22 protein-coding genes are annotated in these 25405 nt (G+C 53.6%); 14 read left to right on the top strand and 8 right to left on the bottom strand.

The genetic code is table 11. The features are described from left to right. Positions 1 to 10 precede the first annotated feature (10 nt). Positions 11 to 349 (top strand): zinc ribbon domain-containing protein YjdM, encoded by a 339-nt coding sequence (locus tag M9H61_RS04120; protein WP_250283556.1) that lies wholly within the window; start codon positions 11 to 13, stop codon positions 347 to 349. 84 nt (positions 350 to 433) lie between these two features. On the opposite strand, the gene M9H61_RS04115 is transcribed toward M9H61_RS04120, so the two are convergent. Further along, positions 434 to 2674, bottom strand: a complete 2241-nt coding sequence (locus tag M9H61_RS04115; protein ID WP_250283554.1) for a TRAP transporter fused permease subunit — start codon at positions 2672 to 2674, stop codon at positions 434 to 436. Positions 2675 to 2787: 113 nt separating this feature from the next. Then, on the bottom strand, positions 2788 to 3762 hold the full coding sequence (locus M9H61_RS04110; protein WP_206927595.1) for a TAXI family TRAP transporter solute-binding subunit: 975 nt from the start codon (positions 3760 to 3762) through the stop codon (positions 2788 to 2790). Positions 3763 to 4059: 297 nt separating this feature from the next. On the opposite strand from M9H61_RS04110, the gene M9H61_RS04105 reads away from it, so the two are divergent. The 9 genes from M9H61_RS04105 to M9H61_RS04065 all read left to right on the top strand — a co-directional run bounded on the left by M9H61_RS04105 (position 4060) and on the right by M9H61_RS04065 (position 13938). Beyond that, complete coding sequence (locus M9H61_RS04105) at positions 4060 to 6006, top strand: methyl-accepting chemotaxis protein (RefSeq protein WP_250283552.1); 1947 nt, start codon at positions 4060 to 4062, stop codon at positions 6004 to 6006. Positions 6007 to 6431: 425 nt separating this feature from the next. Beyond that, positions 6432 to 7193: an ATP-binding cassette domain-containing protein gene (locus tag M9H61_RS04100; RefSeq protein WP_206927795.1), complete on the top strand. Its 762-nt coding sequence runs from the start codon at positions 6432 to 6434 to the stop codon at positions 7191 to 7193. Positions 7194 to 7279: 86 nt separating this feature from the next. Beyond that, positions 7280 to 8077, top strand: coding sequence for a lysine/arginine/ornithine ABC transporter substrate-binding protein (locus M9H61_RS04095; protein ID WP_068519072.1), 798 nt, complete (start codon positions 7280 to 7282; stop codon positions 8075 to 8077). 112 nt (positions 8078 to 8189) lie between these two features. Beyond that, complete coding sequence (locus M9H61_RS04090) at positions 8190 to 8882, top strand: ABC transporter permease (RefSeq protein ID WP_250283550.1); 693 nt, start codon at positions 8190 to 8192, stop codon at positions 8880 to 8882. Positions 8883 to 8885: 3 nt separating this feature from the next. Beyond that, positions 8886 to 9629, top strand: a complete 744-nt coding sequence (locus M9H61_RS04085; protein WP_101246208.1) for an ABC transporter permease — start codon at positions 8886 to 8888, stop codon at positions 9627 to 9629. Positions 9630 to 9754: 125 nt separating this feature from the next. Further along, the gene (locus M9H61_RS04080; protein ID WP_250283549.1) at positions 9755 to 10894 is read left to right on the top strand and encodes a succinylglutamate desuccinylase/aspartoacylase family protein; all 1140 of its coding nucleotides are present in this window, start codon (positions 9755 to 9757) and stop codon (positions 10892 to 10894) included. A gap of 237 nt (positions 10895 to 11131) precedes the next feature. Further along, on the top strand, positions 11132 to 11965 hold the full coding sequence (gene deoC, locus M9H61_RS04075) for a deoxyribose-phosphate aldolase (protein WP_250283547.1): 834 nt from the start codon (positions 11132 to 11134) through the stop codon (positions 11963 to 11965). A 58-nt stretch (positions 11966 to 12023) separates the two neighbouring features. After that, on the top strand, positions 12024 to 13247 hold the full coding sequence (locus tag M9H61_RS04070) for a phosphopentomutase (RefSeq protein ID WP_250283545.1): 1224 nt from the start codon (positions 12024 to 12026) through the stop codon (positions 13245 to 13247). 4 nt (positions 13248 to 13251) lie between these two features. Continuing rightward, positions 13252 to 13938 carry a DsbA family oxidoreductase gene (locus M9H61_RS04065; protein ID WP_250283543.1) on the top strand — a complete coding sequence of 229 codons (687 nt, stop codon included), beginning with the start codon at positions 13252 to 13254 and terminating at the stop codon, positions 13936 to 13938. A gap of 55 nt (positions 13939 to 13993) precedes the next feature. On the opposite strand, the gene mfd is transcribed toward M9H61_RS04065, so the two are convergent. Both mfd and M9H61_RS04055 read right to left on the bottom strand, forming a co-directional pair. Then, the gene (gene mfd, locus M9H61_RS04060) at positions 13994 to 17491 is read right to left on the bottom strand and encodes a transcription-repair coupling factor (protein ID WP_250283540.1); all 3498 of its coding nucleotides are present in this window, start codon (positions 17489 to 17491) and stop codon (positions 13994 to 13996) included. Positions 17492 to 17498: 7 nt separating this feature from the next. Next, positions 17499 to 17771 (bottom strand): succinate dehydrogenase assembly factor 2, encoded by a 273-nt coding sequence (locus tag M9H61_RS04055; RefSeq protein ID WP_068519078.1) that lies wholly within the window; start codon positions 17769 to 17771, stop codon positions 17499 to 17501. A 233-nt stretch (positions 17772 to 18004) separates the two neighbouring features. Here M9H61_RS04055 and recG point away from each other — a divergent pair, with 233 nt between their 5' ends. Beyond that, positions 18005 to 20092: an ATP-dependent DNA helicase RecG gene (recG, locus tag M9H61_RS04050; protein WP_250283539.1), complete on the top strand. Its 2088-nt coding sequence runs from the start codon at positions 18005 to 18007 to the stop codon at positions 20090 to 20092. A 60-nt stretch (positions 20093 to 20152) separates the two neighbouring features. Here the strand turns inward: recG and M9H61_RS04045 are convergent, their stop codons facing one another. Then, entirely contained in the window at positions 20153 to 21019 is an 867-nt protein-coding gene (locus tag M9H61_RS04045) for a DUF502 domain-containing protein (protein WP_250283538.1), read from the bottom strand. Between the two features lie 200 nt (positions 21020 to 21219). Between M9H61_RS04045 and M9H61_RS04040 the strand changes: the two genes are divergently transcribed. Then, a complete protein-coding gene (locus M9H61_RS04040; protein WP_114113258.1) occupies positions 21220 to 21495 on the top strand; it encodes a hypothetical protein in 276 nt (91 codons plus the stop codon). Next, positions 21476 to 21928: an NUDIX hydrolase gene (locus M9H61_RS04035; RefSeq protein WP_068519082.1), complete on the top strand. Its 453-nt coding sequence runs from the start codon at positions 21476 to 21478 to the stop codon at positions 21926 to 21928. Before M9H61_RS04040 ends, M9H61_RS04035 begins: the two co-directional genes overlap by 20 nt. A 121-nt stretch (positions 21929 to 22049) precedes the next feature. On the opposite strand, the gene rpoH is transcribed toward M9H61_RS04035, so the two are convergent. Beyond that, on the bottom strand, positions 22050 to 22919 hold the full coding sequence (gene rpoH, locus M9H61_RS04030) for an RNA polymerase sigma factor RpoH (protein WP_068519083.1): 870 nt from the start codon (positions 22917 to 22919) through the stop codon (positions 22050 to 22052). 621 nt (positions 22920 to 23540) lie between these two features. Here rpoH and M9H61_RS04025 point away from each other — a divergent pair. Next, on the top strand, positions 23541 to 24074 hold the full coding sequence (locus M9H61_RS04025) for a YchJ family protein (protein ID WP_250283536.1): 534 nt from the start codon (positions 23541 to 23543) through the stop codon (positions 24072 to 24074). On the opposite strand, the gene M9H61_RS04020 is transcribed toward M9H61_RS04025, so the two are convergent. Together M9H61_RS04020 and ssb are read right to left on the bottom strand one after the other, a co-directional pair. After that, entirely contained in the window at positions 24055 to 24474 is a 420-nt protein-coding gene (locus M9H61_RS04020; RefSeq protein WP_250283534.1) for an NUDIX hydrolase, read from the bottom strand. The genes M9H61_RS04025 and M9H61_RS04020 overlap by 20 nt on opposite strands. Before the next feature lie 356 nt (positions 24475 to 24830). Then, positions 24831 to 25355 (bottom strand): single-stranded DNA-binding protein, encoded by a 525-nt coding sequence (ssb, locus tag M9H61_RS04015; RefSeq protein WP_068519085.1) that lies wholly within the window; start codon positions 25353 to 25355, stop codon positions 24831 to 24833. Between the last annotated feature and the right edge of the window lie 50 nt (positions 25356 to 25405).

Here is a 25405-nt window from a genome sequence, read left to right as displayed (position 1 = left end):
AAGTCCGCCAATGAGCGCGTTACCGCCCTGCCCCAAATGCCAATCGCCCTATGCCTATGAGGATGGCGAGCTCCTGATTTGTCCGGAATGTGCACATGAATGGTCTGCATCTGCCGATACTTCATCCGAGACAACTGTCAGGGATGCCAACGGAACGCCGCTTTCGGATGGTGATACGATAAGCGTTATCAAGGACCTGAAAGTCAAAGGGTCTTCGGCCGTTGTCAAGGTTGGCACCAAGGTCAAAGGCATTCGCCTGGTCGACGGTGATCACGATATTGATTGCAAAATCCCCGGGATTGGTCAGATGGGACTGAAATCCGAATTTGTGAAAAAAGTATCGGACTGATTTCACAAGGCCTGCATCTCAGACAAGAAAAAGCGCACCGTTTCCGGTGCGCTTTTGTCGTTTCAATATGATGTTGGGCGGTGCTTAGTCCGCACTTCCGGTACGGAAAGTCGCACCGGCTTTTGGTTTGACCACGCGCTGAACAAACCAGATCACCGCAGCCATTCCGACACCAATAAGATCGGTGACAAGACCGCCGGAAATCATGAACAACGCGGCAATGATCAGGGCAATACGCAAGAACCAGACCGCGTTGCGGCCAAGGAACCAGCCCTGAACACCCGCAGACAGCAGGAACACGCCGACAACGGCCGTAACCAGCGCCTGCCCGATCTGAAGGTATGTGCCCTCCATCAGGATTGCAGCGTTATAGAAGAACATGAACGGCACGATAAAGGCCGCAATGCCGATCTTGAATGACGCAACCGATGTTTCCATCGGATTGGCTCCTGAAATCCCGGCCGCGGCATAGGATGCCAACGCAACTGGCGGCGTGATTGCCGAAACCACAGCAAAGTAGAACACGAAGAAATGAGCGGTAAGTGGTTCAATTCCAAGCTCAATCAGGCCAGGCGCAACAACGGATGCCGCCACGGCGTAGGCAGCGGTTGTTGGCATGCCCATGCCAAGAAGAATGGCAATCAGCATGGCAAATACCAGTGCCAGAAGCTGGGATGCTTCTGCCAGACCAAGCAACAGGTTTGAGAACCGCGCACCAACACCGGTCAAGGCGATGACGCCAACAATGATCCCGGCACAGGCACAAACAGCAATGATCTGAATTGACATGCCACCGGCCAGCTCAAAGGCCTTGGCAACGGCGCGAACACCGACCCGGTTTGGTGTCAGCCAACTGACCACGACGGCCGCAACCGTCGCCAGCGTACCGGCACGAATAACCGAATATCCAAGGAACAGTGCAATGATCAATATGATGATCGGTAGGAACAGGTAAACCTGTTTGACCATCGTGTTGAAGCGCGGCAGTTCTTCTTCCTTCATGCCGCGCATACCGAGTTTTGCGGCTTCGAAATCGACCATGAAATAGATCGATACAAAATAAAGGATCGCAGGAATAACCGCGGCAATCGCAATGTCGGTATATGGAATACCGGTAATCTCGGCCATGATGAAGGCGCCCGCCCCCATGATGGGTGGCATGATCTGGCCACCAGTCGATGCTGCGGCCTCAATCGCACCGGCGGTTTTCTTGTGATAGCCGACCTTTTTCATCAACGGGATGGTCAAGGAACCGGTCGCAACAACGTTGCCTGCCGATGTGCCATTGATCATGCCCATCAAACCGGATGCAAAAATCGCGACCTTGGCCGGGCCACCCCGCGCCCGTCCGGCGACCGAAAAGGCAAAGTTCACAAAATAGTCGCCAACTTTGGAGGCCTGAAGAAAGGCTGCGAAGATGATGAACAGGATAATGTAGGTCGATGAAACGGCCGTCGTCGGTCCGAGAATACCGGCATCGGTATAGACCTGGCTAAAGAAGCGCTGCCAGGTGATGGCCGGTGATTGCAGGAATCCCGGCAGGAATTCACCGACAAAGACGTACACGAGGAAGATCGTTGCGATGATCACAAGCGCAAGCCCGGCGACACGACGGGTCAATTCCATAATCAGCAATGTTCCGGAAATCGCAGCAATCGAAATTCCGATTGGCGCAAACGGCGTTCCGGTCGAGTTGCGCATCAAGGTGCCATAAATCGTGATCAGATAGATGGCGACTGCAAGCCCGCATACCGTAAGGACAAAGTCCGGCGGCGAATAACGGTTTCTGGTGGTTTTGTGGAACCAGGACAAAACGATACCGCCGACTGTCGCAGCCATAAGCGGCGCGCCAAAGACCCAGGTTTCATTAAATTTGATGCGCGCATCAATGCCGTTCCACATCACGCCATTGTTGATTTCAAAGGCGAAACTGATTGCGGTTCCCACGGCAACAAAGGCCGGAACCAGCAGAATATAGGACAGATAACCCAAAAGCGGCGTCTGGCCGGTCGGGGCATCCGCAAATTTGTTGGCCGAATACCAAAGGAAACCAAGTGCCAGCGCACCGGCAACGTGAACAATTCGGAAGTTCCAGGTTTCGAGCGGAAAATCAGGCAGAAACGCAAGATTAACCAAACCACCGGTCATGCCCGACAGCGACACGCCATTAAGTGCCAGCATGTGAAACGCGGCATAAATCGCAGCAGCAATCGTAATGAAAGTAAGGCCGCGCCCTTCAAAAAGGCGTCGGTTTTGTTCAACCGGTTCCTCGTCAACGCCATCGGCGATGAGATGGTCGTCATCAGGTTTGTTGGGTTCGGTCATAAGGTTTCCCCGCACTCTTTGGTCATTTGTTTTTGGCAAGCTTCTTTACGGCGATTGAGCAAAGGCGGGTCACCATTGCGATGACCCGCCTTGCGATATCAGATCGGGCTGACTTAGTGGATCATGTCAGCCGGGATGGATGCGCCATGTTCATTGAACCATTTGGCTGCACCCGGGTGCCATTTCATGACTTTGTTCTTGTTCCAGTTTTCCGGAACCGTCGAACGGGCCGCACGGTGGATCGAAACCATGCGGGCGTTGTCCGACATCACAACGTCGGTTGCGGCATAGACGAAGCTTTCAGGAAGATCGCAGTTGGCAATCGCAAAGTTCCACATCGAAACCGAACGTGCCGGTGCGGTCAAAGTGGTGTAGGTATCAGCTGCGATGTCGAACTCGGATACCGGGAAGGCATCCATGATCTGTTTCTGTTCAGCTTCGGTGAACTCGATGATGTTCACTTTGGTCTGGACTTCCAGCTGGCTGACAGCCGGAACCGGGACGCCGGCGGCGAATGCGATAACGTCAAGCAGGCCATCCTGAAGCTGACCACCAAGATCAGACCAGCCGCCGTTACGGCGTTCGAATTTCACGCCGAGTTCTTCAAGCATCCGCGGGAAATAGGTATCGGACGTCGACCCGGCCGGACCGAAACCGATTTTCGCACCTTCCGGAATGTCGGCAACCGATGCGATGCCCGACGATGCCAATGCGGTGATCGAGAACGGCGTCTGATACATCGGGAACATTGCGCAAGCGTTGGTCATCTGGACGCCCGGTGCAATCGGGTTGGTCCCGGCCAGCGATTCTGCAGCCGGCCCCATCGTGGTCATGCCAAATGCGGCTTCACCAGTATGGACCAGTGCCATGTTCTGCATCGGACCACCGGTGACTTCACCACCACCGGAAATGCCGAGTTCTTCAGCGACAAGGTTTGCCCAGCCCGAACCATAGGCAAAGTATGTGCCGCCCTGAGAAGCGGTGCCAACGGTAAAGCTATCAGGCCAACCGGTGCGATCCTGCGCGACAGCAGCAGTGCTCCCAAACGCAAACGCGACCGCCATCCCTGCAATTAATGCGCGTTTCATCTATTTCCTCCGTTTATCGGTACTTATGTGACGTTGCCCCCAAGACAGTTCCACATATGGGGAAACCAAAGGTTGAAGGCAATGTGATCTATAATCAATAACTAAAACAAGGCACTTGGAAAGTGATGTTGGTCTCAGAACTTATGCGACTTTCGTTGAATGGTTCTATTGCGTGCATTTGACGCCACTAAAACACGTTATTCTGATTTAAATTTAAAGACCGCGATACAAACGCTTGTAATGAGATGAAGACGTTACAACGTCTCTAGAAACCATGGTGTCTCGGAGGGCGGCGCAGTGTCATTGAATATCGGCAGTAGAATCTTGCTTGCAGCGGCGATGATTGTCGTTGCGACGTTTGTTGCCTTTATCCTGTATTTTGATTACCAGCAGCGAACGTCGATCCAGAGCGCGTTGCAGTCAAAATTGACCGAAAGCGGATCGCTTGCGACGGCGGGGATTGCCAACTGGCTTGATGGCCGTCGTCTTCTGGTTGAAAGCCTTTCCAACAACATCGCTCGGGACAGCTCGCCTGAAGCCGTACGCGAAGTCGCCAGCGGCCAGGCGCTTGCTGAGTCGTTTATTTATGCCTATTTCGGCAGTGCCGACGGCGTAATGACAATGAACCCGCCCGACGAGCTGCCGCCCGATTACGATCCGCGCAAACGCCCATGGTATGGTGATGCGGTGGCAATCGGTGACAGTACCCTTACCGAACCCTACACCGATGCCTCAACCGGGCAGCTTATTGTTACGGCAACAACCCCGGTATTTGACGGTTCGAAACTGCTTGGCGTGGTGGGTGGTGATATCAACATCTCCATTCTTGGCGATCTGGTTCGCAGTATCGATCTGGGCGGGATCGGATACGGTTTCCTTGTCAATGATCAGGGCACCGTCCTGATCCACCCCAACGCAGATTTCACGCTTAAACCGATTGCCGAAGTTTTCCCGGAAAACACCCCAACCGTCGAAGAAGGCATGCAAAGCGTTCTTGAAGGAAGTGGTCCGCAATTGTTTACCTTCTTCAAGGTTGACGGATTGCCTTCAGTGAACTGGTATCTTGGCTTTGCCCTTGATCGGGATGCGGCATATGCATCGCTGACCGAGTTTCGCTATACCGCCATCATCACGGCGATCATTGCCGTACTGGCGATCATGGGGTTGATGGGGGTTCTGGTACGCACCTGGGTTTCGCGTCCGGTGCTGAGCATGACATCCGCCATGACCCGCCTAGCCAAGGGGGAAAAGGATGTTGATGTCCCCGGAACGGAGTTGAAAGATGAGATCGGGGCGATGGCAGCCGCAGTCCTTGTGTTTAAAAACAATGCGGCCGAGGTCGAGCGCCTCGCAAATGAAAACGAACAGGCAACACAACGTGCTGCGCTGGAACGCAAACGTGCACTTGATCAGATGGCCGACAATTTCGAAAAAAGTGTGCTTTCGATCGTTGAAACGGTTGCCGATGCGGCTGAACGAACCCAGTCGGTTGCGACCCAGCTTTCAGCCAATGCCGAAGAATCCACCAGTCGTGCTGCCGCGGTTTCAAATGCAGCCAATATCACGACCGAAAACGTTCAGGCTGTTGCCTCTGCGACAGAGGAACTGTCAGCAGCCATTCGTGAAATCGGCGCGCAGGTAACCCAATCGATTGATGTTGCGACCGAGGCCGTGAATGGCATCAACAATACCACGGCAACCGTAACAGAACTGGCAGAGGCCGCCGAACGCATCGGTCAGGTCGTCGGGCTTATTCAGGACATTGCCGGACAAACCAACCTTCTTGCTCTGAACGCAACGATCGAAGCCGCACGTGCTGGTGACGCGGGCAAGGGCTTTGCCGTTGTCGCCGGCGAGGTCAAGTCACTGGCCAATCAGACAGACAAGGCAACGGGTGACATTCAAACCCAGATTGACGGCATTCAGGGATCGTCCAACCGCTCGGTGACAGAAATCGGGTCAATTTCCACGACGATTGAACGGATTAACGAGTTCTGCAATGCCATTGCAGCCGCTGTTGAGCAACAAGGTGCAGCAACCCGTGAAATCGCCGACAGTGTCCAGCGTGCGGCATCGGGTACACAGGAAGTTTCGCAAAACGTTTCAGCGGTATCGGATGCGTCCAATATGGTCAGCACAGAGGCCGACTCCCTTCTGACATCATCGCGCGAGATGCGTGAATTGGCCCAGCGGCTTCGTGAAGAGGTCCTTGGTTTCCTGAAATCTGTTCGGGAAAACAAATAGGATCCGGACAGAAGTCTCCTGCCCGCGTATCAAATTGACGCCATCGTTCCTGATCCCGAACGATGGCGTTTTTTGTATGATCCGGTTGCCGTTCCTTGGGATTTTGTCGAGATATATCCCAAGAGTCTGGTGCAGGTGCACAAATGGTAAAATCGGACGTGGTGTTTTGTTGCGTGAAATGCGGGTGCGGCGCACGATGTTTGCGGGTGTTTGTCCAATTGGAATGGCTAAGCGTTTGAAATATTGCCTTTATTCATAAAACTGCAAAAAATCAGTGGAAATACGCAGCGCCGATAGGCAATTATTGTCGCGATGAGAGGCGCATTTATGGCGTGTCTTGTGGGGGAGCATCGTTTCGATGATGCTAAGACGAACAAAATTCAGACTCTCAACAGGGAAACTTTTCACTCGCTATGAGCAAAAACATACCCGCCCTGCAGGTCGAAGGGATGATCAAAAGCTTTGGGGATCACGAAGTCCTCAAGGGAATTGACCTGACGGCGCATACTGGGGACGTGATTTCGATTATCGGTTCCTCTGGCTCGGGCAAAAGTACGTTCCTGCGGTGCATCAATCTGCTTGAAACCCCGAATGCGGGTAAAGTCCATGTCCATGGCGAACTTATTCGCATGAAGACATTGAAGGACGGTTCGCAGGAAGCCGCAGACAAAAAACAACTTCAGCGCATCCGTACCAAACTGGCAATGGTGTTTCAGAGCTTCAATCTCTGGAGCCATTTGACCATTCTTGAAAATGTTATCGAAGCACCGGTGCATGTTTTGGGGGTGCCGAAAAAGGAAGCGATCGAGCGCGCGGACGCGCTGCTTCAGAAAGTCGGTATGTATGAGCGGCGCGATTATTACCCGGGCCATGTTTCAGGTGGTCAGCAACAGCGTGCGGCGATTGCCCGCGCCCTTGCGATCGAACCTGAAGTCCTGCTGTTTGACGAACCGACTTCCGCACTTGACCCCGAACTGGTCGGGGAAGTGCTTAAGGTAATGACAGATTTGGCCGAAGAAGGCCGCACGATGCTGGTGGTGACCCATGAAATGGGCTTCGCAAAGGGGGTATCCAGCCACGTGATGTATTTGCATCAGGGCCGGGTTGAAGAATTCGGAAACCCGACTGATGTGTTCGAGAACCCCAAATCGGAACGTATGAAGCAATTCCTTCAACGCGATTTCTGATATGGGCAGGCTGCCTCTGTTGGGGGCGGTCGCGTGAATGGGTGCAAGAGGTTGTGCGCCATTCCAATTTACAAGGGAGAATTTGAATGAAAAACTGGATAAAGGTTGCGTCGGCTGCCGCTATTGGTATTGCACTGAGCGCATCTGCAGCAAATGCGGCGTGGGAAAAGGTTGTGATTGCAACCGAAGGTGCCTACCCTCCGTTCAACATGGTTGACGAGAACGGCAAACTCATCGGTTTTGACGTTGATTTCGCCAACAAGCTTTGCGAAACCGCGAAAATCGAATGCGAAATCGTTGCCCAGGACTGGGATGGCATGATCCCGGGTCTTCTGGCGAAAAAATATGACGCGATCATTGCTCAGATGTCGATCACCGAAGAGCGCAAACGCTCTATCGACTTCTCCGACTATTACAGCAACACTCCGGCTGTTTTCGTTGGTAAAGACGGCATGAGCATCGAAGCGTACAAAGATGGTGAAGTCGTCGAAGACGCACTTGACGGTCTTGTCGTTGGCGTACAGCGTTCGACGACCCACGCAAACTTCCTCGAAGACAACTTCCCGTCTGTCGAAATCCGTATGTACGGCACCCAGGACGAAGCACTTCTTGACCTGACTGCCGGTCGTGTTGATGCCACCCTGGCTGACTCCGGTACGCTTGAAGACTGGCTGAAATCCGACGAAGGCAAAGGCTACGGCTTTGTTTCCAACCAGTTCGCACCGAGCGAATGGTTCGGCGATGGCGCTGGTATCGGTATCCGCAAGGAAGACCAGGATCTCAAAGAGATCTTCAACAAGGCACTGGCTGAAATGCTTGAAAACGGCTCCTATGCCGAGCTGAACAAAAAGTATTTCCCGACGATCAATCTGCACCCGAATTGATCTGTTGATTTTTCCGGGGCGGCATCACTGTGCCGCCCCGCCCTTATTGTTGTCTGGTGTTTCTTTTTAGGGGATTGAAACGCCTGCGACATCAAGGAAAGCTGGAGACACCATGCTCGATTTATACGGCCGCGGCTGGCAGATGCTTGAAGGGGGACTGGTTACAGTTCAGCTTTGCCTTACCGTTTTGCCATTCATGATCATTATTGGTCTGCTGGGCGCATCGGCGAAACTTTCACGCTATCGCTCGTTGCGCATTATCGGGGAAAGCTACACCGTTCTTATTCGCGGTATCCCCGAACTTCTTGTTATTTTATTGATCTATTTTGGCGGCACGATTGCCGTTCAGAACATTGCCGAACTGATTTCCGGCGAAGAAACCCGTGTCGATATTCCGGCATTCTGGTCCGGTGTCGCCGCCCTTGCACTGGTACAGGGCGCATTCGCATCCGAAGTTTTTCGTGCTGCCATGCAATCCATTCCGGTTGGCCAGATCGAGGCTGCCACGGCATGTGGCATGACACCACGGCAAATCTTTACGCGCATCAAGTTGCCGCAGCTTTGGCGTTTTGCGCTTCCGGGGCTTAACAACCTGTTCCAGGTGCTGATCAAGGACACCGCCCTTATTTCGGTTGTTGGTGTCGAAGAAATCATGCGCAAGGCGGCAATCGGGGCCGGAACGGACAAGGCACCCTTTACATTCTATCTTGTGGCGATGCTGATGTTTCTTTCATTTACAACAGTTTCGCTTATTGCCTTCAACTATCTTGAAAAGCGGGCTGCCCGCGGTATCGCGAGGGCCTAAGATATGTTTGAAGATCTGATTTACGTTCTTGGCAAATATGATACCTGGCTTTGGCGTGGCTTTTTGCTGACGATGGAGCTGCTGGTAATCTCGGTTACCTTTGGAACGATTTTGGCCATTCCGCTTGCGGTGGCGCGCGTGTCCAAAAAAGTCTGGGTCCAGGCCGTTCCTTTTGCCTTCATCTATGTGTTTCGCGGAACGCCCCTGATCGGGCAGCTGTTCATGATGTATTATGGCGTCGGACAGCTGATTTCGAACATTGACGGCATCCAGGATCATTGGAGCTGGGTCTATCTTCGCAATCCCTATTGGTACTGCCTGCTGACCTTTGTGCTCAATACATCGGCCTATGTTGCTGAAATCATGCGCGGTGGCATTCAGAACGTCCCAAGTGGTGAACTCGAAGCTGCGCGTGCATGCGGAATGACACCCTGGACCACCTATCGCCGGATTATCTTCCCGCGGATGTGGCAAATGATCTGGCCGGCTTACACCAATGACGTGATCTTTACCCTTAAGGCGACGTCACTGGCATCTACCGTGACCATGATGGAGCTTACCGGTGCCGCGCGTAAAATCGTTGCGCGAACCGCCCTTCCCTATGAGGCGTTTATTTCGGCTGGCGTGATTTATCTGATCATTGTTTATACGCTGACTTTCGGCTTCAAGGGCATGGAGCGATACCTGCGCCGGAACGAACGCCGAAAAGACAAGCATTCAGCAAATACCAAGGCGCTACCTACCTGACCTTGACTGAATTTGAATACTCAAACGGCCCGGAAGCCGGTAACAATCATATGCCAGAACTTTGGTGATGATCTGTTTCCGTCCGGGCTGTTTTGCCCCACGCCACCATTTTTCAGGAAACCAAAATGCAAGAAGAACGCATTGAACTCGTTCGCCCGCAAATGGGCACGTCACGCGCCCTTACCGTGCGCCGCTATGGCAAGGCCGGAGCCGGTCCGAAAGCCTATTTTCAGGCAGCATTGCATGCAGACGAGTTGCCCGGTGTCATCACCCTTCATCATCTTGAAGCATTGCTGAAAGAAGCCGATGCCAAGGGTGAAATCACCGGTGAGATTGTTGTTGTTCCGTTTGCCAACCCGATCGGTCTTACCCAATATGTCGATATGAAGCCGCTTGGCCGGTTTGAACTGCGCAGCGGCCAGAATTTCAATCGCCATTACCCGGATCTTAGCCCTGCGCTGATTGCTGCCGTTGACGGCAAACTCGGTCAGGATGCCGACGCGAACGTCAAACTGATCCGGGCCGAACTTCGCAAACTGATTGCGCAACACCGCAAAGATGTAAGTCCGCTGACCGATTTGCAGGATTTGCGCCTTACACTTGCCGAACTGGCGATCGATGCGGACTATGTCCTGGATTTGCATTGCGACTGGGAAGCGCCGATGCATCTTTATATCAGTGACCATAACTGGCCCGATGCCGCCGACCTTTCCGCACAGATCGGATCGGAATGTTCCCTCATTGCCGAAATCAGTGGTGACAACCCGTTTGATGAAGCATTCAGCCGCCCATGGGTCGAGCTGCGCCGTGCCTATGGTGATCAGTTCCCGATCCCGATGGCGACCCTAGCAACAACAATCGAATTGCGTGGTGACCGGGATGTTTATGATGAATATGCCATCCCCGATGCCCTGAACATGTTCAAGTTCCTGCAGCGCCGCGGCCTTGTTGCAGGGGATCCGGGTCCCCTGCCCGAACCGAAATGTGATGCGACGCCGCTTTCCGGTGTTGATCGTGTTGCTGCGGTTCATGGTGGCATGGTTGTCTTTTCCGTTGAAGCCGGCGCACAGGTTAAGGCCGGTCAGGAACTGGGTTATGTGCTGGATTGTGAAACCGGTCAGAAAACGCCGTTTTCAAGCCGCACGGACGGAATCCTCTATTCCCGCCTTGGTATCCGCCTTGTAGTGCCGGGGGGCTATTTGTGTTCGGTCGCCGGTGAAAAACCACTACCCGGCCGCGAAGGACAATTGCTGCTGTCGAAATAGGATTTTGGACGGCAGTTGTCAGGCAGTTCTGCTGTTTTGATTGAAACTGTGTTTTGGACGGATCGATTGATTGCCGGGGTAAGGTTGGATACCTTCTTGGCGATTGGACGATCCGTCTTTATCTTTAATGCCAGAAGCATTAAGTGAACCGACTTCTGCCACCATTCGATGCCAGATTGTCTGGTGTGCACACCTAAAACCGACAAGTCGCGCGATGCGCGTTGCAAGGATATTCCGATGTTCGACCCGAAAACTGTTTCCGACGTGATTGCCGCTGCCCGCAAAAAAGCAGTAGCTGACGCCGATACTGCACGTCGTGCCATTTCCGTTCTTGACCTGACCAGTCTGAATGACGATGACACGCCAGAGGTCATCGAAGCCCTGTGCAAGCGCGCCCAAACACCCGAGGGCAATACAGCCGCGGTTTGTGTCTATGCGCCCTTTATCGAAACGTCCTGGCGGGCGCTGGGGCAGTCCGGGGTCAAGACGGCCACTGTTGTAAACTTCCCCGAAGGTGGCACCAATGCCCAGCGCGTTGGCGATGAAACAGCCGATTGCGTTGCCAAGGGTGCGGATGAAGTCGATCTTGTTTTCCCCTATAAGGCCTTTATTGACGGGGATGCCGCGATTGCCGCCGATGTTGTTGATGCGACCCGGATGGCGTGCGGCACGATGACCACCATGAAGGTCATTCTTGAAAGCGGCGAGTTTGACGACCTTGCCAAGGTCTATGATGCCGCCCGCCTTGCGATCAGGCACGGGGCCAATTTCGTCAAAACCTCAACCGGGAAGGTTCCCGTCGGTGCCACGCCAGAAGCGGCTGTGGCAATGCTGACGGCCATCCGGGATGCCAAAGAAGAAGACGGCATTGACGCCGGTTTCAAGGCATCTGGCGGGGTCAAGACCACCGATGACGCCGCACTGTATATCGCAATCGCCGACCACATCATGGGGGACGGATGGGCAAAACCCGAAACGTTCCGTTTTGGTGCCAGCGGGGTTTTGACCGCCCTGCTTGAAACCTGCGGGTCGAAACCGTCGGATGCGCCCGCGGCGACTGGCAATTACTAAGACGACTGACTATCTGCGACACAGGTTTTCGCAGCTTCTGGTTTGAAGGAAAATATCCATGGCACGTGCCATCATCATCGTAGCGGACAGTTTCGGTATCGGTTCTGCACCGGATGCATCGAAGTTCGGGGATCAGGGATCTGATACGCTCGGACATATTGCCGAACATTGTGCCAAGGGGCTGGCTGATAATGATCAGCGCAGCGGTCCACTCAATATCCCGAACATGGTTGCACTTGGCCTTGGCGAAGCTGCACGCGACGCAACCGGTCGTGTGCCGCCGGGACTTGATCATGGCGGGGCGATGATTGGTGCGTTTGGCCATGCCAAGGAACTGTCGCGCGGTAAAGATACGCCAAGCGGTCACTGGGAAATCGCCGGTGTGCCGGTCGATTTTGACTGGGGCTATTTTCCGATGACGGTTCCGACCTTCCCGTCCGAACTGACCGATGCCCTGATTGAACAGGCCAATCTGCCGGGGATTTTGGGCAATTGTCACGCATCTGGCACGACGATCATTGCCGAACTGGGCGAAGAACACATCAGGACCGGAAAGCCGATTTGCTATACCTCGGCCGATAGCGTGTTTCAGATTGCCGCACATGAAGAACATTTTGGGCTTGAACGACTTTATGAAGTTTGCGAAATCGCCTTCAAACTGGTCGAGCCGCATAATATCGGTCGCGTGATTGCCCGTCCGTTTGTCGGCGAAAGCCCGGCTGATTTCAAACGGACTGCAAACCGCCGTGATCTTGCCGTTCCCCCGCACAAACCAACCCTTCTTGACCGGTTCAGCGATGCGGGTGGCAAGGTCATTTCAGTTGGCAAGATCGCCGATATCTATGCCCATCGCGGTATTGCCAAGAAGGTCAAGGCATCGGGCAATATGGCACTGTTTGACGCCATGATGACCGAAATTGCCGACGCACCTGATAACAGCATTGTGTTCACCAACCTGGTGGACTTCGATATGGAATTCGGTCACCGTCGCGATGTTGCGGGTTATGCCAACGCGCTTGAGGAGTTCGATAAACGAATTCCTGAATTGCGCGCAGCCCTCAAACCCGGTGATCTGGTGATTATCACCGCCGATCATGGATGTGACCCGACATGGCGCGGGAATGATCATACCCGCGAATTTGTGCCGATCATGGCCTTTGGTCCGGCGATCGCACCGGGGCCATTCGGTTTGCGGGAAACGTTTGCCGATATCGGACAAACGGTTGCCGATCACCTTGGTATTGCGCCACTTGCGGCGGGAACATCGTTTTTGAATGGATAGCATCATGAACTGGCAAATCGGACAAAGTGAAACAACAACGGCACCGATCCGGATCGAGGCCATTGTCGATACGATTTGCCCATGGTGTTACATCGGTAAAAAACGACTGGAAAAGGCGCTGGCACGCGAAAAGCTTGATCAGTTGATGATCACGTGGCGCCCTTTCCTTCTGAATCCGGACATGCCCAGTGGCGGCATCGACCGCAAACTGTATTTGTCGGCAAAGTTCGGCGGATCAGAAAGTGCTGCACGGGTCTATAAGGCAATCGAAGATGCCGGGGCAGCTGTCGGCATTGACTTCAAATTTGACCAGATCAAGGTCACACCCGATTCAACAGATTCCCATCGCCTGATTTACAAGATGTGTGCGGAACGCCCGGCTGTTGGCAATGCGCTGGTCGAAGATCTGTTTGTCGCCTATTTCCTGAAAGGCCAGGACATTGGCGATCATGAGCTTTTAGCCGATATCGCGGTTCGCCATGGCGAAGACCGAAATGAAATTCTTGAATATCTTGCCGATGATATGGATCGGGAATTTGTCGGACAGGAAAATCGTGTGGCCCATCAAATGGGTGTGACCGGTGTGCCCTGTTTCCTGTTTAACAGCCGTCATGCTTTGTCGGGGGCACAGGAACCCGACATTTTGCAACGGATGATCCGTCTTGCGCGACAGGAAGAAATACCGGCCTGATCAGCAAGTGAGAAATCAAAAAAGGCGGGATAACAGTTTGTTACCCGCCTTTTCTTTAAGTTGCGACGGCAATATCGGAAAGCCGCTTCATCAGCCTTTTAAGGCCTTCCAGTCGATCTGTCGGTCCATCCCAGCCAGCTGAATAGACAATCTTGTGGTCAGGACGCAGGCGGGCAACGCCAACCTGCTGCTGGATAAAGCCGATCAATCCGGCCGGGTTCGGGAATTCGTTATTGCGCAACGTGATCAGTGCGCCTTTGGGGCCCGCATCAAGCTTTTCGATATTGGCGACACGGCACCATTGCTTGATCGTGACAACATCCAGAAGGTTTTCGACTTCTTTGGGCAATTTGCCAAACCGGTCGATCATCTCGGCCGCGAACTGGTCGACTTCTTCGCGTGATCGCAATTCGGAAATCCGACGATAAAGACCCAATCGCACGCCAAGATCAGGCACGTAGCGATCCGGGATCAGAACCGGCATACCGATATTGATCTGCGGGACAAAGCTTGCATCTTCGGAAGCATCAATTTCGCCCTTGGCCTCGGCCACGGCTTCTTCGATCATTTGCTGATACAGCTCAATCCCGACCTCCTTGATATGACCGGATTGTTCTTCGCCAAGCAGGTTCCCTGCCCCGCGAATGTCAAGGTCATGGCTGGCAAGGTTGAACCCGGCGCCAAGGCTGTCGAGTGTCTGCATGACTTCAAGACGCTTCAGCGCCGTTGCTGTCAGTTTCTTGCCGTTCGGAAGTGTGAGATAGGCATAGGCACGCTGTTTTGAGCGGCCAATCCGCCCGCGCAACTGATAAAGCTGTGCCAGACCAAACATATCCGCACGATGGATGATCATGGTATTGGCGTTGGGAACGTCGATACCCGATTCAATGATGTTGGTCGCAAGCAAAAGATCAAATTTGCGATCGGTGAAATCAGTCATCACCTGTTCAAGATCGCGGGCGCCCATCTGACCGTGGGCAACATCGAACTTGATTTCCGGCACCAGATTTTCGAGTTCCTTGGCCACCCGGCCAAGTTCGTTCACGCGCGGACAGACATAGAAAATCTGACCACCACGATGACGTTCGCGAAGGATGGCTTCGCGGACAACCACCGGGTCATAGGGCGTGATGTATGTACGAACCGCCAGGCGGTCGACCGGCGGCGTGGCGATAATCGACAGTTCCTTGACCCCGGTCAGTGCCAATTGCAGCGTCCGCGGGATCGGTGTCGCGGTAAGGGTCAGCACATGCACGTCTGATTTCAGTTCTTTCAGGCGTTCTTTGTGTTTCACGCCGAAATGCTGTTCTTCATCAATGATCAGAAGACCCAGATCCTTGAAATGTACGCCATTGCCCAACAACGCATGGGTACCACAGACGATATCAACATGGCCGCTTTCAAGGTTGTCTTTGACCAGTTTGGCATTTTTGCCGGTGACCAGGCGCGAAAGCTGTTCGACCCGAACCGGAAGCCCGTCAAAGCGTTGCTTGAAATTGAGGTAATGCTGGCGGCACAACAAGGTGGTCGGTGCGACAATGGCGACCTGTTTACCAGACATTACCGCAGCAAAGGCCGCACGCATGGCAACCTCGGTCTTGCCAAAGCCGACATCGCCACAGACAAGGCGATCCATAGGCTTGCCAGCGGCAAGGTCATCAAGTGTATCGCGGATGGCACGCGCCTGGTCTTCGGTTTCGGCAAACGGGAAGCTTGCACAGAATTCGTCGTAACTTCCTTCGGGTGCCTGTAATTGCGCACCTTTGCGCAAATGGCGTTCGGCGGCAACCTTGATCAGCTTGCCGGCCATGTCGCGGATACGTTCGCGCAGCTTGGCCTTGCGGGCCTGCCAGGCAACACCGCCCAGTTTATCAAGGATTGATATGCCTTCGTCCGAGCCGTAACGCGACAGGACTTCGATATTCTCGACCGGGACAAACAGCTTGTCACCGCCATCATATTCAAGCTCAAGACAATCATGCGGTGCGCCACCCGCCGTCACGGTTTTAAGGCCAAGATAACGCCCGATACCGTGTTCAAGGTGAACAACAAGATCGCCTTCGGAGATTTCGGATGCTTCGCGCAGGAAGTTGTCCGCCTTGCGGCGACGACCGCCCGGACGGCTCATGCGATCCCCGAGGATGTCCTGTTCGGTTACAAACCACAGGCCCTGACGACGGAAACCGCGTTCAATATCAAGGATGACGACCGCAACATGTTCATGGGTCAAATCATCAGTGATATCTTCCCAGCATTCACATGTGACAACCTTGCCAACCCCATGTTCGCGCAGAAGCGATACCATACGATCACGTGACCCGTCGGAATAGGCCGCAATGACAACCTGATTTTCCTTGCCGCGCTGGGTCGTGATGAAATCGCGTAGTTCGTCATAAAGGTTGGTATCAGCACGCGCACGCACGTCACCAAAATCACGCCCCGCCCGTGCACCAAGGTCAAAGATGCCGCGCTCCGGGTTTTCATCGTCATAATATGGCGAATATTCAAGAACGACGCGATCTGCCAGCATCCGGTCAAATTCGGCCTGATCAAGATAAAGTCGTTCGGTCGGAACCGGCTTATAGACATTATCACCCGAAAGACCGCCGCCTTTGATATTCAGACGTGCCTGATAATAATCGTCAATCATTTCAAGGCGGTTTTCGATGACCTCGCCATACTGGTAATCCAGTGTGACGATGGTATCTGGCAGATAGGCAAAGATCGTATCAAGCCCGTCATGGAACAGTGGCAACCAGTGTTCCATGCCACCATATTTCAGGCCGTTTGAAATTGACTCGTATAGCGGATCGGTTTGCGAAACCGCGCCGAACAATTCGCGATACCCGCTTCGGAACCGTGAAATGCTGTCGGGATCAAGGAATACCTCGCCCACCGGCAACAGGGCGATTTCCTTGACCTTGCCAACGGTGCGCTGTGTTTCAACGTCAAAGCGGCGGATGCTTTCAATTTCATCCCCAAAGAAATCAAGGCGCACAGGTTCTTTCATGCCCGGTGCAAAGATATCGACAATGTCGCCGCGCACGGCATAGTCGCCGGGTTCCATGACCTGCTCGGCGCGGTTATATCCCATGCGTTCGAAATAGGCGGTCAGTTCAGACCGGTCATATTCCGATCCGGCCTTGAAGGCGAGTTTACCCTTGCGCATTACTTCAAGCCGCGGGACACGCTGGATGGCGGCCGCCGCGGTTGTAAGCACAATGCGACCCTGCCCGGCGGCCGGCTTTGTGCCCTCTGCCAGGGTGGTTAGGGTTTCGATACGCCGTGCGGTTACTTCCGCGATCGGGGATACCCGGTCATAGGGAAGGCAATCCCAGGCCGGAAGCGTCAATATGTCGACTTCGCCGGCAAAAAACCGAAGCGCCTCTGCCAATTGCGACATGCGTTTGTCATCGCGCGCAATATGAAGAACCGTTTGGTTGGTTCCGGCAGCGTCAAGCAACTCACGCAGGATCAGGGCGTCGGCCCCTTCCGGGACACCACCAACACGTTTCCGACCTTTGGTCGATATGATTTCTTTGATTTTACTCAATGCTTTATCAGGCGTTGCTAAGTTCCCGGATCATCCGCAGAACATCCGTGTCATATTGGGCTGGCGCTTGTTCCTTGCCGGTTGCCCATTTGAAGAAATCTGCATCCGGTACTTCGTTGATCAGTGCCTCGAACGTATCAAGCTGTTCTTCGGTCAGGGTGCTCAGGTGTTTTTCCATGAAACGCCCCATCAGGATATCGTTTTCCTTGGTGCCGCGATGGCCGCCCCGGAACAACAGTTTCTTGCGACGCATTTCGAGTTCCGAAATGTTGTCAGTCATGGTCGATCTCCTGATTTAACTCTTTGATAGCCGCCCGGCGGGAGGGCCGGCTGTCTGCAATTCTGTGGCATGGTTTTTACGGTAAAATACGATCCGGGTCCATGGTGCCGATCACCTGAATTTGCATCAATTGGTGACTTGCCGGTTGTCCCGCGATAATTTTGTTGTATACCCGTGCCATAAACGCAATTGTTCTATTAACGTTCTCATCAAAAGTTGCAACCAAAACCGTCATGCGCCCGGAAATTCTGTTCCCGCTTTTTGCTGAAATCGACACCCTGCCGGGCATTGGTCCACGGTTAAAGCCGCTTGTTGCCCGGTTGATTGGCGGAGAACATGTAGCCGATCTACTATGGCACTTGCCATCCGGGATCATTGATCGCCGCTTGTCCCCGCCGTTAAGCGAAACAATTGACGGGTCTGTCGTAACAATGGATGTGTGGGTCGAGCGGCATGATCCTTCCCCCAACCGCCGCCGTCCTTACCGTGTGATTTGCAAAACTCAAAGCGGCACGCTTGTTCTGGCGTTTTTCAATGCGCGCGCAAAATACCTGAATGACGTTTTGCCGGTGGGTGAAAAACGCATTGTGTCGGGAAAGATTGATCATTATCGCGGCGAATACCAGATCACGCATCCCGACCGGATCGGGACAGAGGCCGAACGTGACGAAATTCAAACGGTTGAGCCGGTCTATCCGATGTCTGCTGGCGTTACCGGCAAAACATTGACCAAAGCCGCGCGCGCAGCCCTTGGCACCCTGCCCGACTTGCCGGAATGGCATGATCCGGCACTTGTTGCGCGCCATAAATGGCCGGACCTTAAAACGGCCCTGAATATTGTTCATAATCCGCAAGATGAAACAGATCTGTCGCCCGATCATCCGGCGCGCAAACGGCTGGCCTATGATGAATTGCTGGCAAATCAGCTGGCCCTTGCGCTTATTCGCGCCAAAATGCGCAAGCTTGGCGGGCGTGTGACCAAGGGGGATGGCGGGCTTCGCGATGCGTTGGCGGGCCTCCTGCCCTTTGCCATGACAGGCGCACAGCAACGCGCGTTGACGGACATCTATGCTGATATGGCAAGCGAAGGTCGTATGTTGCGTCTTTTGCAGGGGGATGTTGGTTCGGGCAAGACGGTGGTTGCCCTGATGGCGATGCTGAACGCGGTCGAATGCGGGCGACAGGCCGCATTGATGGCTCCGACTGAAATTCTGGCCAGGCAACATTTTGAAACCATTGCCCCTTTGCTTGAAAAGATAGGGGTCAGTTGCGCAATCCTGACCGGACGGGACAAGGGAAAGTCCCGCAAGACATCGCTGGAAGGTTTCGCAAGTGGCGAAGTCCAGATTGCGGTCGGAACACATGCACTGTTTCAGGATGACGTGGTGTTCAGGGACCTTGCCTTTGCCGTGGTTGACGAACAGCACCGGTTTGGTGTGCATCAACGATTGATGCTGGCGGGCAAAGGTCAGGCCGTGGATGTGCTGGTGATGACGGCAACCCCGATCCCAAGGACACTGACCCTGACCGCGTTCGGCGATATGGAAGTTTCGCGTCTTGACGAAAAACCACCCGGTCGCAAGCCGGTGGATACACGCGTGCTTCCTATCGACAAGGTCGATGATGTGATTTCCGGCATTGGGCGCGCGATCCGTACCGGCACAAAGATCTATTGGGTGTGCCCGCTGGTGGAGGATTCAGAAGTGCTGGATCTGCAAGCAGCGGAAGAACGCTATCGTGTGCTGGTTGAGCTTTTTGGTGAAAGCCGTGTCGGCCTTGTTCATGGCAAGATGAAGGGCAAGGAAAAGGACGAGGTCATGGAGCGTTTTGCCCATGGCGAGACGTCCATCCTGGTTGCGACAACGGTTATCGAAGTCGGGGTGAACGTCCCCGAGGCGACCATCATGGTAATCGAGCATTCAGAACGTTTTGGTCTGGCACAGCTCCATCAGCTGCGTGGTCGCATCGGGCGTGGCGATGCGGCGTCCACCTGTTTGCTGCTATATGGCAGTCCGCTTGGTCCGGTGTCGAAATCACGCCTTAAAATCATGCGCGAAACCGAAGACGGTTTTGTAATTGCCGAGGAAGATTTGAAATTACGCGGCGCCGGCGAGGTTCTGGGGACGCGGCAAAGCGGTCTTCAGGAATACCGCCTGGCGAACCTTGAGCTTCATGGGGATTTGCTGGCGATTGCACGCGATGATGCAAGGCTGATTGTTGATCGCGATCCGGATTTGCAAAAGGCGCGCGGCGAAGCGTTGCGTTTGTTGCTGTATCTGTTTGAACGTGACGAGGCCGTACGCTATTTCCGGTCTGGCTAGAAATGACAAAGGGCGCCCGATATCTGGCGCCCTTTGTTTTGTTTGGCAAGCTGTAACAGGCTATGCGTCTTCGCGTGTTTTGCCATCCTTCGGGGATGTATCCGCATCCGGATCGATGCGCGCGGGAATATCGCGCGCAACCAAAATCGGGACATTTTCCTTTTCACGAAGCACATCCACATCTTCATAGGTCTTTGCCGCGACCTTTGGCTGGCTTTGTTCTTCGGGCGGGCGGCGGTCCGGCGGGGTAACGATACCCCCGGACATGACCATTTTGATCGCCTCTTCCACGGTCATGTCGAGAATGATGATATCGCGACGCGGCACGAACAACAAAAAGCCAGATGTCGGGTTCGGGGTCGTCGGCAAAAAGATGTTGATGACCGTGTCTTCGGTAAGGTTTTGCACCTCGCCCTTGGTCTGGCCGGTAATAAAGCCGATCGCCCACATCCCGCGACGCGGATATTCCAGCAACACCGCCTGCCGGAACGCATTGGACTGGTTGGCCAACACGGTTTCAAGAATCTGTTTTACCGCGCTATAGATGCTGCGCACGGCCGGAATGCGGCCGAGGATGCGCTCGTAAAGCTTGATCAGTGCCCGACCGGCAAAGTTGGTCGTAAACCAGCCGACAATGGTGATGAAGACCAGAACGACCAGAAGTCCCAGGCCGGGAATGCCGTAATCCTGATAGCCCGCCGGCAGATATGTTTCGGGATTGTAGTGTGACGGGATTAGTGGGATGACTTTGCTATCGACAAACTCGATAAACCACCAGGCCAGACCGAACGTGATTGCAAGCGGCGCGCTTACAAGAATACCTGTCAGAAAATATGCCCGCATCCGGGCGAAAAAGCCCGGGCTGGGAAGAACATGACCGGAACCCTGATTTTCCGTATCATTTGTGTCGTCGCGCTTGGCGTTCATTGATCACCTGTGCTGAAGTGCCGCAACCAGACAGCTATTGGTAAGAATAGCCTTTGGTATTTAGTATTTGTAAGTAAGAATATGGCATTGCTGCGACATCGGATCGGGTTTCCCCGTTCCTTGAAGTGATAGCAGTATTCAAGTTTGCGGCGCAACCAAACAAACCGCAAATAGGCAAACAGAACCGTTGTGGAGACGTTTTGAAGGTCTGGATAGTCGAATATATTTACGACAATGATGGCTCGGTCGGGGTGAAAACGGCCAAGGTCCGGGCCCCGGATTATGAAACCGCACGGCAATTCGCCCTTGGCGACGCGCCTGCGCGGGATTTCGTGATGTCCTTGCATCCGGAATCCGAAGACCAGTTTCTTGGTACAACCGGCATTCGTGCGCGCGAAATGACCGGTCAGGTAGTTCACGAAGTCCCTGATCCGGACGATGATTTGGAAGAAGATGATGACGATTTCCGAGCTTGACGAAAGAACGTTTTTACCGCGGCCGATGATCGGTGTTGGTGCGGTTGTCTGGCATCAGGATCATGTCCTGCTTATTCAGCGTGGCAAGGAACCCAATATCGGCAGCTGGAGCATTCCCGGCGGCGCGCAAGAGATCGGCGAAACCGTTCGCGACGCAGTATGCCGCGAGGTCATGGAAGAAACCGGTGTTAAAATTTCAAGTCCGATCCTGGTCGATACGGTTGATCTGATTTCACGAACCGAAGACGACAAGGTGGAATATCACTATACCCTGATTGATTTCGTTGCGGTTGCCCTTAACCCCGACATCAGTCTGGGGGGGGATGCGGCCGATGCAAAATGGGTCAAGGTTGGCGATGTCACGAAATACGGTTTGTGGAGCAAAACCGTCGACGTGATCGCGAAATCCCGTGCGGTCCTTGAAGGCCGTTAACTGCCAAAGTTCCCGAGACCCCAGGTCCCCAAGTCCCCAAGTCCCGAAACGGGGCTGCTGGCAGATACAAAAAAGGCGGCACATCAAGGTGCCGCCTTTTGATTGTTTGCTTCCCGCCCGATCAGGCTTGTGCATGCTGCATCAGAACGCTTTCCTGCAGCTTTTTGAAAGCACGGGCTTCCAACTGACGGACACGTTCGCGGCTGACACCGAAACGTTCACCGAGTTTCTCAAGCGTGATCGGATCATCGCTCAGGAAACGGGCCTTGATGATTTCCTGTTCGCGTTCAGGCAATTCACCAAGTGCGTTTTTCAGCATGCCGTTATGAAGAACACGTTCCTCGGCATCGGCAACGATTGCTTCCGGGCTTGGTGCATCCGATGACAGGGTATCGAGATATTCCATCCCCTCGTCTTTTGGCATCGGCGTATTCAGCGAGAAATCACGTGCCGCCAGGCGACGGTTCATTTCAAGTGCTTCACGGCCGGTTACGCCAAGCTTTTCGGCAACCTGATCAGCCTCATCGGGGGACAATTCGCCATTGTCATAGATATTGAGCTGACGTTTTGCCTTGCGCAGGCTGAAGAACAGTTTCTTCTGCGCGGCCATGGTGCCGAGTTTGACCATGGACCAGCTTTGCAGAATATATTCGGTTACCGCAGCACGGATCCACCACATCGCATAGGTCGACAGACGGAAACCGCGTTCCGGATCAAATTTCTGGACGGCACGCATCAGGCCGGTATTGCCTTCGGCAACCAGGTCGGCCATCGGCAAGCCATAGCCGCGATACCCGAACGCAATTTTGGCAACAAGACGCAAGTGGCTGGTCACAAGTTTGTGGGCGGCCGCGGTGTCATCATGATCCTGATAACGATGGGCCAGCATGTATTCTTCGTCCGCGGTAAGCATCGGAAACTTCCAAACTTCGCGGAGATAACCCGAAAATCCCTCATCCTGGGGAACGGCTGGTAATTTAATGGCGCTCATTCTATGTCCTCCTGAGAGGTTTACGCGTCGACATCTGTATTGAATACGGAGTCCGTCAAAGATTAGATGACGCGCAAACACTGTCGGTTGTGAATTTATTCACTTGGACGACCGGAACTTAATGGGAGATATCGCAAGTCCGGTCGCAATTTCATTCCATAGATGACTATGGAAGAGGACAGCAGACGCTAATAAGAAGTTCATTCATGGTGTCTCATCCTTACATGAAGCAAATCGACAAGTTACATGTCCGCCAATAGGCCGGACTTTGATCCGGCGGTGCCTTTGGGCCCCCACCCGCAATTCTTAATATATCTAAACCTGACCAAATCAGTCAAGAACTTCTGACCGGTATTTCAGTTATATTAATCATCCAATATCAGCATTTTACGATCGATAGCCGACAAACACTGTCGGGTACTCGGAATGCCAATAATTCACGGTAAAATCGATATGAGGCAAAACAAAGGCAAGCTGTCCAAATTCGGTGTCACTGATGACCCTTAGTCAAATACACGGTTACAAGGTGACCAAAAGGTAACCGTCGAAATCAAAGGAACTGGTATCCGCGAACCGCCTGATATAGGGTTGCGCACCACGCTTGATTACCGGGAATATCGTATGTCTGCTTTTCCATCGACAAATCCATGCCCCTGCGGCAATCGGGAAACCTATGGCGATTGTTGTGGCCGGTTTCATGCGGGCAACAGCATGCCGGAAACAGCCGAAAAGCTGATGCGATCACGCTATAGTGCATTTGTGGTTCGCAATGGTGACTACCTTGCGGCAACCCTTGCCCCGGAAAAACGGGCGGATTTCGATGCCGATGGGATCAGGGATGATCAAACCCAGTGGACCGGACTTGAAATCATCGACCGCGCAAAGGGCGGCCTCCTCGATCAGACGGGGATAGTCGAATTTGTCGCAAGCTTCATTGAAAACGGACAAACATATAAGTTGCATGAACGATCAAATTTCGTCCGGCGCGACGGCAAATGGTTCTATGTTGACGGCGTCTTTCCATCAGAAGACCAGTCGGCCGCTATTGCCACCCAGGGCACAAGTGCAGTTGCCACCGGTAAAGGAGGCAAAGCCGGCCGTAATGATCCCTGCCCGTGCGGATCGGGGAAAAAGTTCAAGAAGTGCTGCGGCTAGCAGAGCTGACAAATTCCAGTGCCCAGCGATGAAATGGTCTGATTAGACTGTCATGGGCTTCCTGATACGGCATCCAGACCAGTTCGTGGTCGTCTTCAAGCGGCGGGCCGAGTTTTTCTGTCAGTTCGCATTCAAAGAAGGTGCCGCGCTTAAGCCGGTATCTGCCTTTGGCGAAATTGTTCACATATTGTGATGCAAATCCCAGACGCGAAATAATCCGGATGCGATATCCGGACTCTTCATAGGCTTCGCGATAAAGCGCATCCTGTTCGCTTTCACCCGGCTCAACCCCGCCCCCCAGAAGAACGATCCCCTTGGGTGTGCGCGCAACAGCAACCTTGCCCTCGCCATTTTGAATAACGGCATAGGAGCAGTCCTGAACAACATAGCTTTGCCCCATGCGCGGGGTTCCAAAAACTGGGCCTACCAAATCGGATCTACTTGCCTTCTGAAATGTTTGCTGTTGCCAGCAAATATCCGGGTTTCTATTTGATTTGTAACGCGATAGCACGATCTAACAATGCTTGGCAACGCGTAGAAACACATGAACCATTGAGTTTCCAAACCTGCCAAACAGGTCTGGTTGTCTGATTGAAATCATCTTTGCACGAAAGTCACAATCTGTCTGTTGTTGATCATGTTACAAAAAAGGACCGTCAATAGAGACAGCGTACGGAATGAACTTACTGCTTTATGAAAACACCCCGAAACAGCTTTGTTCCGGGGTGTTTTGAAGATCATGTCAGTGATGAATTCTTAGAACGGAATTTCGTCATCCAGGTCCGGTGCGCCGGCCGGTGCGGAACCGCCGCCCGACGACCCGCCGTTACCCCAGCCCGCGTCAGAACCGCCGCCGAAGCCGCCATTGTCAGAGCCGCCATAACCGCCGCCGGATGATGAACCGCCACCCATGCCGCCGCCACCTTCGCCGCGGTTATCAAGCATGGTCAGGTTGGAGTTAAAGCCTTCAAGCACGACTTCGGTCGTATAGTTGTCCTTGCCGTCCTGTCCCTGCCATTTGCGGGTACGCAGCTGGCCTTCGATATAAAGCTTGCTGCCTTTTTTGACGAAGCGCTCGACAACGTCTGCAAGGCCTTCGTTGAAGACTACGATGCGATGCCATTCGGTACGCTCGCGGCGCTCTCCAGACTGACGGTCGCGCCACTGTTCGGAGGTCGCAATGCTGAAATTAGCGATTTTCTTACCGGCCTGGGTGAACCGGATTTCAGGATCGCGCCCGAGGTTCCCGACGAGAATGACTTTATTGACACTACCAGCCATGGGTTATCTTCCAAGTTTGTGTTGTCCGCTGTCCCGAATGATCAGGACTT

Origin of the sequence: Thalassospira sp. GO-4, assembly GCF_023588965.1 — a bacterium.
Classification (GTDB): domain Bacteria; phylum Pseudomonadota; class Alphaproteobacteria; order Rhodospirillales; family Thalassospiraceae; genus Thalassospira; species Thalassospira povalilytica.
This window is presented reverse-complemented; position numbering and strand designations above follow the sequence as displayed.